We start from the raw sequence: 14,711 nt of genomic DNA, 5'->3' as shown, positions 1-14,711 counted from the left end.
TGTAAATTTATTTTAATTGGGTTTGATTAAAAATTAATTTTGAATAAGTTATCTGTCTCTGCCAAGGCATTGGCATACACAGAACTTACAAGATCTAAAGGTATTTTGAGTTCCTTTAATATATTCATGAGCCCCCTCCAATCACCCTTTTCCTGCTTTTCTATAAGTTTCAGATAAGGGAGAAGTGGGGTATTTTTACCAAGCAAAGTATCTTTAATAGAATCATCTAGGGGCAATAAAGCAAGAATATCTTCCATTGACTGATCTAATAAAGCATCTAAAAGGGAGAATAAACCAAGCATAAATAATTCATCTTCTGTATGATCTGTTTCTATAAAATCTAATAATCCCATTAAAAAGTACCCGCGAATTGTAGACTGTCGAATAATTTCAATGCCTCTCTCAGAAGAATTTATTGTGCCGAGTAAAAATATCCTACACCATTTTACAACATTATTATAACCAAGTAAATTAATTGCATGTCTTATTTTTCTGATTTTAGTGGCAAGTCCTATAGCAGGAGAATTTATGTATTGAAGAAGTTTATAAGTTAAAGAAAGATCTGTTTTTATTGTATTTTCTAATTCATCTATATCTTTATTTTTTTTTGAGAAAAAAGCAAGCAGTTTTAATTTACTTATAGTTGTTGGTGATATAGATTTACTTTTTACTATTTCAGGTTTTTTAAAAAAATAACCCTGAAATAAATCAGCACCCATTTTTTTTGTTATATTAAATGTATTCCTATCTTCTACTTTTTCTACAACAATTTTTAATAAAGGATTTAAATTCTTTACTAGCAATATTAATTTTTTAATTCTTTCAACTTCCATATCTACAATATCTATTTTTACTATATCAATTAGTTTAAATAATTTCTTATTTGTTACATGACCTATAAAATCATCCAATGCTAAAACATATCCCTTTTTCTTTAAATCAATGCATGCCTTTAAAACATTTCTATCAATTATCACATCTTCTAATATTTCTACTACTATTGACTCTTTAGGTAATATTTCTGCAATACCAGATGTCAAGGATTTATAGGGAAAGTTAATAAAAAAATATGTTTTTTTATTTATACCCTTCTGGGCAAGACTAAATCCCTCTATGATGACTTTAGAGGTGGCCACGTCTCCATTTGTTACATTGGCAGATTCCATAACTGCATCGCGATATAAAAGTTCATACCCGTAAATACGCAATTTTCTATCAAAAATAGGCTGTCTGGCAATAAAGATTTCTTGTGAGATTTTCTTATCTTTCATGATTTTCAATCCGATTTAAGGAATTACAGCTAAATTTTCCAACCCTGTATCTTCCTGAAGGCCAAACATAAGATTTGCATTTGCCACAGCCTGTCCTGATGCTCCTCTACAAATATTATCAATGCAGGATATTATTATGGTTGTATTTGTTTTTTTGTCAAAACAGAGGGAAATATCGCAATACATGGTACCTCTTACAAACCTGGTCTCTACTAATCTGTCTCTGGGATATAATCTTATCCATCTATTTTCCGAGGCAAATCCATAATATGTTTTATATAATTTATCAAAACTTATGTTGTTCTTCAGGGTAACATATATAGTAGAGATTATTCCCCTTTGAATAGGCAGCAAATGTGGATTAAATGACACATATATATTTGTATTTGCGATCTTGCTTAGCTGCTCCTCAATTTCTGGTGTATGTCTATGGCCCCCAGCCACATTATAGGGCCTGAAATTATCATACACTTCACTAAAAATAACACCCAATTTTGGAGATCTACCAGCACCACTTGTGCCAGATTTACTATCAATTAAAATTGGCGAGGGATTGATTAAGTCATTTTTTAGCGCTGGATATAGACCTAAAATAATAGAAGTTGGATAGCACCCTGGATTTGCAACCAATTGAGCATTTTTTATCTCCTCTCTATAGATTTCAATTAAACCATACACTGCCTTATTTAAGAGATTTTTATGAAGGTGTTTAGTTTGATACCACTCTTCATAGATATTTGGATCTGAAAAACGAAAGTCTGCACTAAGATCAACGACTTTAATGCCTTTATCTAAAAAAATAGGTGCAAAGTCCATGGCCGTTTTGTGGGGAACCGCTAAGAAAACCAGATCCACATCAATATCTCTACATTTATCTGGATGGCTTATTTCAATCTCTCCTTCCCTCGTATCCATAAGATGGCCAAAGATATCCCTCAATTTTTTACCACATTCACGCCTGGAGGTGGCAAATTTAAGTTCAAATTCTGGATGATTAGAAATAATTCTAATAAGCTCTGTGCCCGTATATCCCAGTGCTCCTATTATTCCAACAAAAATAGTCATAGGTATAATCTCCCAAATATCTTATTTATGCATTTATGCACGTTGAACATACTTCATTTTAAGTTCAAACAAAATATTCTTAATGAATTCCCCTTCTTCTCTGGTCAAATTTCCCCTGGTCTTTTCTTCTAACATAGATAAAACGTCTATTGTATGTCTGGCCAGCTCTAAATCTACTTCTTTTTTTCCTGTAACAGGATCCGGAACTTCTCCCAAATGGGCTAAAGCTGATGAGCTAAGGGACATAATAAAGGTGATAAAGTCAACCTTGGGCATTGGACCTTTTTTAATATATTCTGACTTAACTTGTTCCATTCTTTCCTCTGACATAACCACTCCCCCACACTATTTTTGAAATTTTTTATACCCTTTGCCTAAAATAATTAGCAAATATTTACTTTTTTTGCAAATTGAAATTGTAGAAGTAAAAATGATAGTTATCCTCATAAATTTACATTGTGTTCGCCTTTTCAGACCCTTTCCTTTAACACTTGAGTATCCCATTGGTTTTGCTTTCCCCAAACTCTACTTCAACTATTAAATGGATAAATAAACTTTAATTTTATTGCCTTCTTGCTTACGCCTTGATCTATTATTTACCTCTTCAAATATTTCTCTCTCATTAAACTTTATTACCCCAAATTTTGGAGAATACTATAATTTTTCCTTAATTTTGGAAATCATTACCGTTAAATTGATTGTCATACTGCTTGACATGAAATATTAACCATGTTTAACATCTTTTAAGTTAATCTCTTAATTACTTATAACAGGGGGGGTGTATTATGAAAAAACTATCTAATCAAATATTACTTATCCTTGTGATATGTTTTTGGATATTTTTAATGTCCAGAATTTTTTTAAATAACCTATTTGTTGAAGGAGGAATTTTTCTAATTGCGATTATTAGTTCTCAAATACTTATTTACAGATCTTCACGTTCTATAGACACATTAATAGACGCAATTAGAGACAGTATGATAAATAATTCCTTTGAATTAAATTTTTTCCATATAAAAGATCCTGGGCTTAGAAAAATAGGTGAAGAAATATCAATTTATCTAAAAACCCTTTATGACAGATTTATCTATAAAGAGGGTGTGATTGATAATATGCCCATTCCTCTACTTATTGCTGATGCAGATAATAGAGTAATTTATGTAAATCAGGAAATCATTGATATGGTAGAACTTGATGGAAAGCCTGAAGACTATGTAGGATGGGATGTATCAGAATTCTTTTATGGAGAGCCCAACCGTCCTACTGTTACAGGAAAGGCTTATAAAGAAGAGAAAAAAATAACTGGAGTAAGAAGAGAGGTAAGAGGAAGAAAAGGAGGAGAAATCTATGGAGACATTAATGCTGCGCCACTTTATGACCCTCAGGGCAATTTAATAGGTTCCTTTGCAGTTTTTTTAAATTTAAGTGACCTAAAAACAGAACAGAAAAGAACTTTACACCAGGCTGAAATACTTAAAAAAACTGCTATACATGCAAAAGAATTATCTGAACAATTAAGTGCAACAAGTGAGGATCTCAGTTCTCAAATAAATGCAGTGAATGCTTCCATGGAAGAGTTACGAGGAAGAACTGAAGAAGTAGCAACTGCAATGGATGAGATGAATTCTACTGTTTTAGAAGTTTCAAAAAATGCAGCTCAGGCAGCTGAAGCTGCTGAAAATACTGCTCAAAAGGCACAGGAGGGAACAAATGCCCTGGACAAAGCCATTTCCCTTTTAACTGAGGTCCAGAAAAAGTCCAAGGCCCTCCAAATCCATATGGAGGAGATGGAAAAACAGGCAGAAGGCATTGGTGAAATCATCAACACTATCTCAGACATCGCTGATCAAACAAACCTGCTTGCATTAAATGCTGCAATTGAGGCTGCAAGGGCAGGAGAAGCTGGAAAGGGTTTTGCTGTTGTTGCAGATGAGGTGAGAAAATTGGCTGAAAAGACCATGGCTGCTACCAAAAATGTAGAAGAATATATCCATACAATTCAAAATAGTGCCAGAACAAACATGATGAGCACAAGGGAGGTAGCGGAGGCCATTGAACAAAATATGGAGTTAAGTCATGAGGCAAAAAAACTTTTAGATGAAATGGTCAAACTCTCAAGAGACTCCATGGATCAGATCCGTTCCATTGCAACTGCTGCAGAGCAGCAATCAGCAGCTTCTGAAGAGATCACCAAATCAACAGAAGAAGTAAACAAGATTTCTCAGGAGACAAAAGAGATCATGGAAAGAACTTCAATATCTACTGAACAACTCACCACGATGATTCAACAATTAAATCAAATGATTGCCAATCTCGAAATTGAAAATCAATAAAAACTTAAAAAGCCATGGTCACCAATGAACAAGACCATGGCTTTTTTTATTTCTTGTTTTTATAATATCTATGAGTCGTTAGTTAGTGGTCCACAGCATATTTTTTTAAGCAAAGTTATAAGTACATTCAGTTTCTTCTTCCCAGCCATCCCACATATAACTGTTTTCTTTTCCCTCAGCTATAACTTTAAAGGCATATCTAATTAATCCTTCATAGAAATTGCAAAATGGCGCAACTGTATTGAGGTCCCCATTTAGCATGTACACCTCAGCTGGACATGGAGCACCGCAAAAATGTCTAACAGCACAAGATTTACAGGGGTCTATATTTTCAACCATTCTACTAGTCACCATCTTGATTTGATCTTTTTTCATTATTTCAGACAATGGTTCTTCATTAATATTTCCTGCCTTAAATTCTGGGATGCCTATAAACTCACTGCAAGGGAAGATATCCCCATTGGCAGCCAAGGCAAAAAAGCACCTCCCACCACCACATGGAGATATATCGCACATAAGCCTTCTACCGGTTGGTCCCAGGATCCCTGCCATGATGTTGGCAAAGTTGGCCACTACAAGTTTTCTTCCATGGGACCCATATAGCTCATAGGTTAAATCTAATGCTTCTATAATCTCTTTTAAAAACACCATGTCATCTGGCTTAGAGAGTCTTCCTCCTTGTTGAGTGCAACGCACAGGATTTAGCATTATAACAGGAACTTTTAGATCATAGTAGAACTTTATAAGGTCTTTTAAAACAGACACGTTATATTTTGTCACTGTAGTAATCACATTATATGCTGGATAATCTGAGAGTTTTTCTATGACTTCAACTACTTTTTTAAAACCGCCTTTTCCAGACCAGCTCTTTCTGGTGGTATCAGCAATTTCCTCCACAGGAGCATCCAAGGATATACCAAGACCCACCTGATTTTTCTTTATAAATTCCAGGTCCTCGTCTGTGAGAAGGGTACCATTGGTCTGGATACCAAAGAGAAAGTCATCTTTATATCTGGATATTCCCTCAAAAACAGCATCTTTTACCATCATTGGTTCAGCACCATGGAATATCACCTGTGGCTTTGCCTCATCACCAAGTATCTCTCTAAAAAATAAAAGCAGCTTTTCAAGATTGGAACAAACCTCTTCAGCACTCATGGAAATTCCATTTTTCCTTCTTTCCCTTGGAAGATAACAATAAGTGCAATCAAAATTACATCTATCAGTGGGATTAAAATAAACAGCAGAGGGAGGCAGCTTAAATCTGAGGAGTTCCATTTCCTCCTTAAACTCTTTCTCTTTTTCGAGGAAATCCTCTGTGAGTTTTCCATTAAGAACAGATGGAAGCTCTGGTGCATCCACTATTGCCCAAAACCCGCTATCACCTTCAACAACTGCCACTTTATCATCTAATCCAATTTCCAATACAGAAAACCTGGGACCATAACCGGTATTTACATATGTTGTTTTATTCATGTTATATTTTACCTATTTCTTGGCCTTAGGGGTCAAAAGGATGTAATGGGAAAGACCTGTATTTTTACCTATTTTTTTGCACCTGCGACGATAAGATATTACATTTTTTTTCATAACTCATACCTCCCTTTTTTATTATTTTTGCTGTGGACCACTAACCAAAAACCCATAGGTTACGGAACCTTAAAATAAAAAAGGAACCCAGGAAAACTAAAAATAACGTTTTCCCGGGTCCCTTTACCATCAGGACTCCGCATTTTCCATCTCCTAACAGGTCTTCTGGCTCTCGGATCATCAGTTTGTCCCACGGCCTTCCCCCCAAGGTGGACCTTGAGAGTGACCTGACCAGATATATTATCTGGTCACTAGGTGGAACAACCTCCCCGATCACAGCGGCGGGACCGCCACGGATTTTCACCGTGTTCCGAGATGTTAGGAGATATAACTCCTTAACACTTAATTATATTAATAGAAATTTACTAAAAAGTCAACCTTAAAATAATCTAATTCCTAATTGATAAATTAGCACAGAGATAAAAAATGCAGTAAATGTATTAAAAAATACACTAAAAATTGCCCATTTCCAATTGGATTCCTGGGCAATTGTAACAACTGACACAAAACATGGGGCATAAATTAGTACAAATATCATAAAACTTAAGGCTTTTATGTTGTTCCAATCTGGATCATTAGCTATTCTTTCAGACAAGGATGTTGAATTCTCCACATCCACTTCTCCTAAAGAATATGCAGTTCCCAAGGTGGACACTATTACTTCTTTTGCAGCTATTCCACCTATTAGTGCTATATTACTCTTCCAATCAAACCCAGCAATCTTTGTGATGTCCTCTACGAATAATCCTAACCGTCCAGCAAATGAATGTGTAAGTGCTATCTTTTTTTTCTCAGCAATTAACCTTTGAATCTTCTCCTGAATTTGTTTTGCCTCAATTTTATCATGCTTGGTCTTTGATAGCTTGAGTTTTAAAGAAGTTATTTTTTTGTCTAAGGGGATAATTAAATTTTTTGGAGGGGTTGGAAAGCTCATACCTGCCCATATAATTATGGAAATCAACAAAATAACTGTCCCAGCCTTTCTTAAATACTGCCATACCCTCTCCCATGTATGAATAACAAGCCCCTTCAAGGTTGGTAACCTATAAGGTGGTAGCTCCATAACAAATGGAGTGGATTCTCCACGTATTACAGTGATTCTAAATAATTTTGCTATAAGAAGCGCCCACAACCAGGAAAAAATAGTCAAAAAAAACATGAGCTTATCACCAGTTTTTGGGAAAAATGCTCCTGCCAGTAATAAGAAGACTGGCACCTTTGCTCCACAGGAAAAAAAAGGCGCTGTTAAGATAGTGGCTATTTTTTCTTTTGGGCCTCTCAATGTCCTTGTGGCCATAATACCTGGAACTGCACATCCACCTGGGATACCACCAGAGATTATAAAAGGCATAACTGAATATCCATGGAGGCCAAAAATTCTTAAAACCCTATCCAGCATATAGGCCATCCTGGCCATATAACCACTGTCCTCTAAAAATGCCAGGATAAAAAACATGATCATAATTAAGGGGACAAAACTCATGACCCCTCCTACTCCATCTATAATTCCTGAAATTACCAGAGATTTTAAAAATCCAGGTGGTAAATAGTTAGAGGCCATGGTAGATAAAAATCCAAAAAAATCTTGAATCAAAGCAAGTGGATATTCACCAAACAAAAAGGTCATCTTAAACATTAAATATAAAACAATAAACATAACAAGTGGACCAATAAATTTGTTAGTTAAAATCCTGTCTATTTTATCTGAAATATCCAATCTATCAGGATCAAAACGGTATTTTATTACTCCTTTTAATAAAGAGTGAATATAACCATATCTATAGTCAGCAACTATTGCCTCTGGAACAGTATTTAAGGTTTTTTCACAATGAGTTGATACTTTTTCAACAAGTGACTTTAATCTATTGGACACATCTAAATCCAGGGCATCACCTTGAGATACTATATCTTCATCTTCTTCTAAATACTTTATAGCTATCCACCTGGAAGGATATTTTTCAGTTAAAAATTTGTTTTCTTCTACAATGGTTGAAATTTCTTCAATTACAGGATCCAAGTCTGGCCCATAAGAAATAGTAAGGGGCGTCCAATCCCTTTTCTGGATTGAACAATCAATCATCCTTTCTATTAACTTATCCTTACCTATACCCTTTTTTGCCACCATTGGCACCACAGGACACTGTAAAAGGGAAGACAATTTATCAATATCTATTTCCATCCCCTTTTTCCCTACCTCATCCATCATATTCAAGACCAAAAGTAATGGTGCCCCAAGCTCCATAAATTGTACGGCCAAATACATGTGTCTTTCTAAATTCGTAGCGTCAATAACATCTACCACCAAAGATGGTTTTTCATTCACAATAAAATTTCTAGCAACTAGCTCTTCTTGAGAATATGCAGTAAGAGAGTATGTCCCAGGTAAATCTATAATCCTTAATTTCACATTCCCGGATTTTATATACCCTTCCCTTTTCTCAACTGTAATACCAGGATAATTCCCAACATGTTGTCTTGCACCAGTTAAGAGATTAAAAAGTGTAGTCTTTCCAGAATTTGGGTTACCAGCAAGGGCAATTGTAAATTCCTTCATATATACCCTCCCAAGAATAAATATTTTTAACAAGAGCTAAAAATAGGGGTGAAACTAAGAGATAATCTTGAGCTTTATGTATAGTCAATAGAAATAATTAGCTTATGATAAATCTCGGTGAGGACCAAATTAAATCAATTTAAATGTTTTTAATCTTTATTTTAGATTCAAAAATGCTAAACAACCGCTTAGACAATTTTTTTATTCCTTTACTTTTAATATAACCTCTTTGTGTAATAATTACAAGGAATTATTTACTCATTAATATAATTTTCCCCTAAACTTTAACAATCATCAATGTTCTCTTTCCCATACTTTGGGAAAAATAAATGTCATTTTTTTTGTACACCCAATAAGTCTTAACTCCACAAACTCATTGAGACTTGCTGTTTTATTCCTTAAATAAAACTTTAAGTTTCATTAAAATTCTTAAAATAAATTCTTTAATATTAAAAAAACTTTAAAACTCCATATGTTAAAGATAAATTGAAAAAACTTGATTTAATATCTAGTTCTATGTTAAATTTTTTTTACAGGACAATTTGTAACTCCGTTAAATTAAGTAATTTTTTAAATAAAAGGAATTTGCATCATAATGATAGACCAGGAGATCAAACTATTAAAAAGCATTTCTTTTGACGTAGGTCCAATTCGACCCCCCTCTGAGGGAGGGAGCGATTCTTTACTTTTGAGATTCACGAGAAATTGTCCGTGGAATTTGTGTAGATTTTGTTTTGGAAGTCCTTATAGAAGAAAAAAATTTGAATATAGACCAGTAGAGGAAATAAAAGGGGATATAGATAATATTAAAACTATTTGTGATAGTTTAAAGAGTATTTCTTTTAAACTGGGATTTGGAGGAAAGCTCAATAAAAGAGTATTAAATTATGTTTTAAATTTATTGGAGGATACCGAGCAAATAAGCAAATTAATCATGATATATAAATGGGAAAACTCCAACAAAGAAAGTGTTTTTATTCAAGACGCAGATAATATGATAATGAGAACAAAAGATTTAGTAGAAGCCTTAAAATATTTAAAAAAGACCTTTCCCGATATAAAAAGAATCACAACATATGCTAGGAGTAGAAGTGTTCAAAAAAAATCAGCAAAAGAACTAAAAGAAATACATGATGCTGGCCTAACAAGATTACATATTGGTCTTGAATCTGGAGACGATGAGGTGTTAAAGATGGTTAAAAAAGGGGCTACTTCTAAAGATCACATAGAAGCTGGGATAAAGGCTATAAAGGCAGGTTATGAACTGTCTGAATATATTATGCCTGGCCTTGGGGGAGAAGAGAAGAGTTTGCAACACGCAAAAAATAGTGCTAATGTACTTAGTAAAATTAATCCGCATTTTATAAGATCTAGGCCTTTTGTCCCTCGTATTGGAACCCCTATGTATGAAGATTGGAAAAAAGGTAAATTTAAGATTTTGTCTCCGCATCTCTTGCTTAAAGAACTGGAAATTTTTGTGTCTGAATTGAATTTTTCTGGTAAGTTATGTTTTGACCACATGAGAAATCCAAGTTTTAAAATACAGGGATTCGGATATATCCCTCTTCTTTCTCAGAGTTACGAGGGATATAAATTTCCTGAACAAAAAAATGAAGTTATAGAAAAAATTCTTAATGGACTTCAAATAGAAGAAGAATTTTTTTTAAAAGCTGAAGACTTAATTGAATATGAAAAAGAGATTTATAGATTAGATTAATTGGGGGGGTCTTAAACTACACTGAGTAATTGATATGAAATAAACCAAAACATCAGCCTATAGGGGGGTAAAATGAAACAAAAGTTATATTTTTTGTGGTTTGGACAATGTGTTATTGTAATAGGTGTGTGGTTTTTTTTAAATTGTTATCTAAAGATATGGAGTTTACATGAATTAGTTATGATAATGTTGAGACCTTCTGTAATACTATTTCTAATTTCATTTTTGCCTGCTTCTTATTACACCTTGTGGAAACACATAAAAGATGTGGAGACTTATCGTCAGACCATGGATAAGCAAGATTTAATTATTGCTCAGAAGCGAGCAGCTAGTTTATCTTCTTGGTATTTTTATTTTGTCATATTTTTAGCACTAATTGGACCAAATTTTGCTATTTTCGGATGTCCATTTATTGACAAGATGGAATATTTGATAAGCATGTTAATAGCAATATCTTTGCTTTTAATATTCTGGCCTCCTTTTGATCTTGCATTAGCAGCAAATTGGGAGATGTGGACATCAGATATTCCATTATCAAAAATATATAGGGCACCAGGATTGAAATTTAGACTGCTTAAGGCCTGTATATTGTTATTTTTTGGTGGAGGTATAGGAATTATTACTGTTGGACTTGCAGCTATTCATCATTCACATACTCTCCATGAAGCGTATATCTTTTTCCTTAAAAAAGGAATTTTATTTTTCCTGGCAGCATCTGTTTTTGGTATAGCATCAGCACTGATGCTTACTAAATTAATCATACAGGGGATAGAAGAAGTTATTAAAGTTGCAGACGAAGTGGCAAAAGGTAACCTGGATGTAGATATAAAAATAATTACAAGAGAGGAGATAGGTTATTTATTGGATGGATCATTAAGAGATATGATTAAGAATTTAAAGAAATTATTTAAGACTTCAAAAGAGAAAGAGAAAGAGGCTCAATTAGAATCCAGGAAAGCAAAAGAGGCTCAACAAGAAGCTGAGAAGGCCAGGGATCGAGCTGAACGATCAAAAACAGAAGGAATGAGGGAAGCTGCAGAACAATTACATGAAATAGTAGAAGTACTCTCATCAGCTTCTGAAGAGATGTCCGCCCAGATAGAGGAGACTGCAAAGGGAACGAGAGAACAAGAAGAAATGATGTCTCAAGTCAGTGCTTCAATGGAAGACATGAATATTTCCATCCAGGATAAGAAACAAAATTTAGATAAACTTGTTCAACTAGCTGAAGAGACAAAAGAGAAGGCTGATCAGGGAGAAAAAATGGTCAAAGAGTTAATTGATAAGATATCCTTTTTATATGAAAATTCAAATTCTCAGCGTACCACAATGGAAGAGTTAGGTAAACAGGCAGAGGGTATAGATCAAATTACCGAAGTAATCAGGGACATTGCAGATCAGACCAATCTACTTGCCCTAAATGCAGCCATAGAAGCAGCAAGGGCTGGTGAAGCAGGCAAAGGATTTGCTGTTGTGGCAGATGAGGTGAGAAAGCTTGCCGAAAAAACTATGACTGCTACTGGAGAAGTGGGTGAATTTATTAAAAAAATAAAAATAAGTGTAAATCAAAACATAGAATTAACCAATAATTCAGCAGATGTAATTGATCACATCAATGAAATCGCCGACGACTCAGGAAAAAGATTAAAGGAAGTAGTGGAATTTATAGAAAAACTTGCCAATGAGGTACTGGAGGTTGCAAATACCATGGAAGAATTTTTAGATTTGACATCTCAAATAAATGAAACAGTTTCAAGAGTCTCTAGCATTAGTCAGGAAACAGCCGAGGCTATGAATCAGTCAGAACAGGCAGTCAATGATCTAAATAGAATTTCACATGAACTATATAACCTGATTCAACGATTAAAAAATGAATAGAACCCTTTTCTGTTAGTACTCTTGCAATTTCCCTGGGGCGGCCTGCCCGCCCCAGCGGGTTGACTATTTTATCCTAAATCAATCCCATCCCCCTTTTACCATTTTTTTAAATCTTGACAAAGATTTTTGGCAAAGATAACTGAAGATACAAACCTGCTTAAAGAGTTAGAAACATAATTATGTGTGTTATCAACAAAATCTTTGGAGGATTGTATGTTACAAATAGAGGACCTACACGTAGAAGTAGGAGGGAATGAGGTTTTAAAAGGGGTTAATCTCTCGATTAACAAAAACGAGACATTTATTTTGTTCGGACCAAATGGTTCAGGAAAGACAACCTTGCTTATGACTATTATGGGTTTTTCTAATTACAAAGTAACAAAGGGCAGAATAATATTTAGAGGTCATGATATAACTCACATACCTACTTATGAAAGAGCCAGACTTGGCATAGGTATGTCTTTTCAACGTCCTCCTACTATTAATGGTTTAAAGACTAGGGATCTTGTTAAGCTGTGCGCAAGGGATAAAGAAGTAGATATTGAGTCCCTTGCAAAGAAAGTAAATATGGAGGATTTTTTGGATAGGGATATAAATCTTGGTTTTTCAGGAGGAGAAATCAAAAGATCCGAGCTACTTCAGCTAATGGCACAGAAGCCAAAATTACTGCTATTTGATGAGCCTGAATCTGGTGTGGATTTAGAGAATATGGCCTTGATTGGTGATGTAGTTAAAGAACTTTTAGGGCAAAAATTAACCCCGGTTCCTGGTACTTCTATGAAAAAATTAAAACAAGAAAAAGAAATATCGGGTCTTATAATAACACATACTGGGTATATTTTAGAATATATTAATGCTGATCGTGGAATGGTTATGTATAATGGAGTATTATGCTGTGAAGCAAGGCCAAGGGATATTCTGGAACACATAAGAAAATACGGATATAAGGAGTGTGTAAAATGTCTGATATAAAAAACCAAGAAGATCTTAATTTGGAAGAATTTGTCTTTGATGGTTATGAGAATGTAGTGCTTGATGATCTGAGAAAAATAGATGAAAAGGACAGAGAAAATCTAGTTATGGCAGGTATTGATTTAGAAGAAAGACAAAGGAGTGGTAGTTTTTTGCATGTGAACCATTCAAAGGCCCTTTGTAAAACCTGTGACAAAGGAGTAGAAGTTTTAGACATAAAAGAAGCCCTTGAAAAATACCAGGGACTAAAAGATTATTATTGGAAGTTAATTGATCCTGATAAAGATGAATATACAAAGGCCGTATATGAAAAACTGCACGGCGGATATTTTATAAGGACTAAAAAAGGAGTTAAAGTTCAAAATCCAGTGCAGTCTTGTCTTTTTATTAAAAGAGACAAGGTAGGACAAAATGTGCATAACATTATTATTGTTGAAGAGGATTCTGAACTTCACATAATTACTGGGTGTTCTGTGGCTCACGATGTAAATTCAGCACTTCATTTAGGTATTTCAGAGATTTTCATAAAAAAAGGCGCAAAATTGACATTTACAATGATCCATAATTGGAGCTCAAATGTACATGTAAGGCCAAGGTCAGTATGTACTATTGAACAAGATGGTGTTTTTGTTAATAATTATATTTTACTCAAACCTGTAAAAAGTGTTCAGCTTTATCCCACTATTTATTTAAATGGAAGAGGTGCTGTAGCTACTTCTAGTTCCGTAATTGTTGCACCTCCTGGTACATACATTAATGCAGGGACAAAAATGATACTAAATGCTCCAGAGACAAAGGCTGAGATTGTATCCAGGAGCATTACTACAGGAGGAACTATAGTTGCGCCTGGATACATACAGGGAAATGCTGTCCCTGCAAAGGGGCATCTTGAATGTAAGGGCTTAATTTTAAAAGATGGAATAATTCATGCAATTCCTGAGTTAGAGGGGAGAGTAACTGGAGTGGAACTTTCCCATGAAGCAGCAGTTGGAAAGGTCGCCCAGGAGGAAATAGAATACTTAATGGCCAGGGGACTAGATGAAGACGAGGCTACATCTACAATTGTTAGGGGATTTTTGAATGTAGACATCATGGGCCTTCCTCCTGAGTTAAAACAGGCTATTGATAAAACTATAGAAGATGCAAGAGATGAAATGTTTTAGATTCTCCTTTTAAAACCTACCAAAATCGTTTAACAGAGAATATGTCACAGGGGTTATAACCATAGTCATTACTGTCCCCACAAGGAGGCCAAAACCAGCAGCTGTCCAAAGTGGGGACATCCTTTCCAGACCAATTGCTTTTTCATAATTTGCTGAAGTGACTGGTAC

Annotated in this window: 10 protein-coding genes and 1 riboswitch; of the genes, 5 read left to right on the top strand and 5 right to left on the bottom strand. The window is 34.6% G+C overall.

The window, feature by feature from the left end; genetic code table 11:
• Positions 1 to 26: 26 nt before the first annotated feature.
• The 3 genes from ACYQ1E_RS02500 to ACYQ1E_RS02490 are packed head-to-tail and all read right to left on the bottom strand — an operon-like array spanning position 27 to position 2,666.
• A complete protein-coding gene (locus ACYQ1E_RS02500) occupies positions 27 to 1,271 on the bottom strand; it encodes an EAL and HDOD domain-containing protein (RefSeq protein ID WP_459875105.1) in 1,245 nt (414 codons plus the stop codon).
• Positions 1,272 to 1,286: 15 nt separating this feature from the next.
• Complete coding sequence (gene argC / locus ACYQ1E_RS02495; protein ID WP_459875104.1) at positions 1,287 to 2,336, bottom strand: N-acetyl-gamma-glutamyl-phosphate reductase; 1,050 nt, start codon at positions 2,334 to 2,336, stop codon at positions 1,287 to 1,289.
• 33 nt (positions 2,337 to 2,369) lie between these two features.
• Positions 2,370 to 2,666 (bottom strand): DUF1844 domain-containing protein, encoded by a 297-nt coding sequence (locus tag ACYQ1E_RS02490; protein WP_459875103.1) that lies wholly within the window; start codon positions 2,664 to 2,666, stop codon positions 2,370 to 2,372.
• A 455-nt stretch (positions 2,667 to 3,121) separates the two neighbouring features.
• Here ACYQ1E_RS02490 and ACYQ1E_RS02485 point away from each other — a divergent pair, with 455 nt between their 5' ends.
• Positions 3,122 to 4,669: a methyl-accepting chemotaxis protein gene (locus tag ACYQ1E_RS02485; protein WP_459875102.1), complete on the top strand. Its 1,548-nt coding sequence runs from the start codon at positions 3,122 to 3,124 to the stop codon at positions 4,667 to 4,669.
• Positions 4,670 to 4,774: 105 nt separating this feature from the next.
• Here the strand turns inward: ACYQ1E_RS02485 and cbpB are convergent, their stop codons facing one another.
• Positions 4,775 to 6,145 (bottom strand): peptide-modifying radical SAM enzyme CbpB, encoded by a 1,371-nt coding sequence (gene cbpB / locus ACYQ1E_RS02480; protein ID WP_459875101.1) that lies wholly within the window; start codon positions 6,143 to 6,145, stop codon positions 4,775 to 4,777.
• A 252-nt stretch (positions 6,146 to 6,397) separates the two neighbouring features.
• A riboswitch (cobalamin riboswitch) is annotated at positions 6,398 to 6,630 on the bottom strand.
• Between the two features lie 8 nt (positions 6,631 to 6,638).
• The gene (gene feoB, locus ACYQ1E_RS02475) at positions 6,639 to 8,813 is read right to left on the bottom strand and encodes a ferrous iron transport protein B (RefSeq protein ID WP_459875100.1); all 2,175 of its coding nucleotides are present in this window, start codon (positions 8,811 to 8,813) and stop codon (positions 6,639 to 6,641) included.
• Between the two features lie 688 nt (positions 8,814 to 9,501).
• Between feoB and ACYQ1E_RS02470 the strand changes: the two genes are divergently transcribed.
• From ACYQ1E_RS02470 to ACYQ1E_RS02455, 4 genes are all read left to right on the top strand, one after another.
• Positions 9,502 to 10,530 carry a radical SAM protein gene (locus ACYQ1E_RS02470; protein ID WP_459875099.1) on the top strand — a complete coding sequence of 343 codons (1,029 nt, stop codon included), beginning with the start codon at positions 9,502 to 9,504 and terminating at the stop codon, positions 10,528 to 10,530.
• A 72-nt stretch (positions 10,531 to 10,602) separates the two neighbouring features.
• Positions 10,603 to 12,408 (top strand): methyl-accepting chemotaxis protein, encoded by a 1,806-nt coding sequence (locus ACYQ1E_RS02465; protein WP_459875098.1) that lies wholly within the window; start codon positions 10,603 to 10,605, stop codon positions 12,406 to 12,408.
• 213 nt (positions 12,409 to 12,621) lie between these two features.
• Positions 12,622 to 13,380, top strand: a complete 759-nt coding sequence (locus ACYQ1E_RS02460; RefSeq protein ID WP_459875097.1) for an ABC transporter ATP-binding protein — start codon at positions 12,622 to 12,624, stop codon at positions 13,378 to 13,380.
• The gene (locus ACYQ1E_RS02455; protein WP_459875096.1) at positions 13,368 to 14,543 is read left to right on the top strand and encodes a SufB/SufD family protein; all 1,176 of its coding nucleotides are present in this window, start codon (positions 13,368 to 13,370) and stop codon (positions 14,541 to 14,543) included. Before ACYQ1E_RS02460 ends, ACYQ1E_RS02455 begins: the two co-directional genes overlap by 13 nt.
• Positions 14,544 to 14,711 lie beyond the last annotated feature (168 nt).

The organism is Desulfothermus naphthae, from assembly GCF_054657475.1.
The sequence above is the reverse complement of the archived record's forward strand: the minus strand, read 5'-3'. Positions and strand labels throughout refer to the sequence as shown.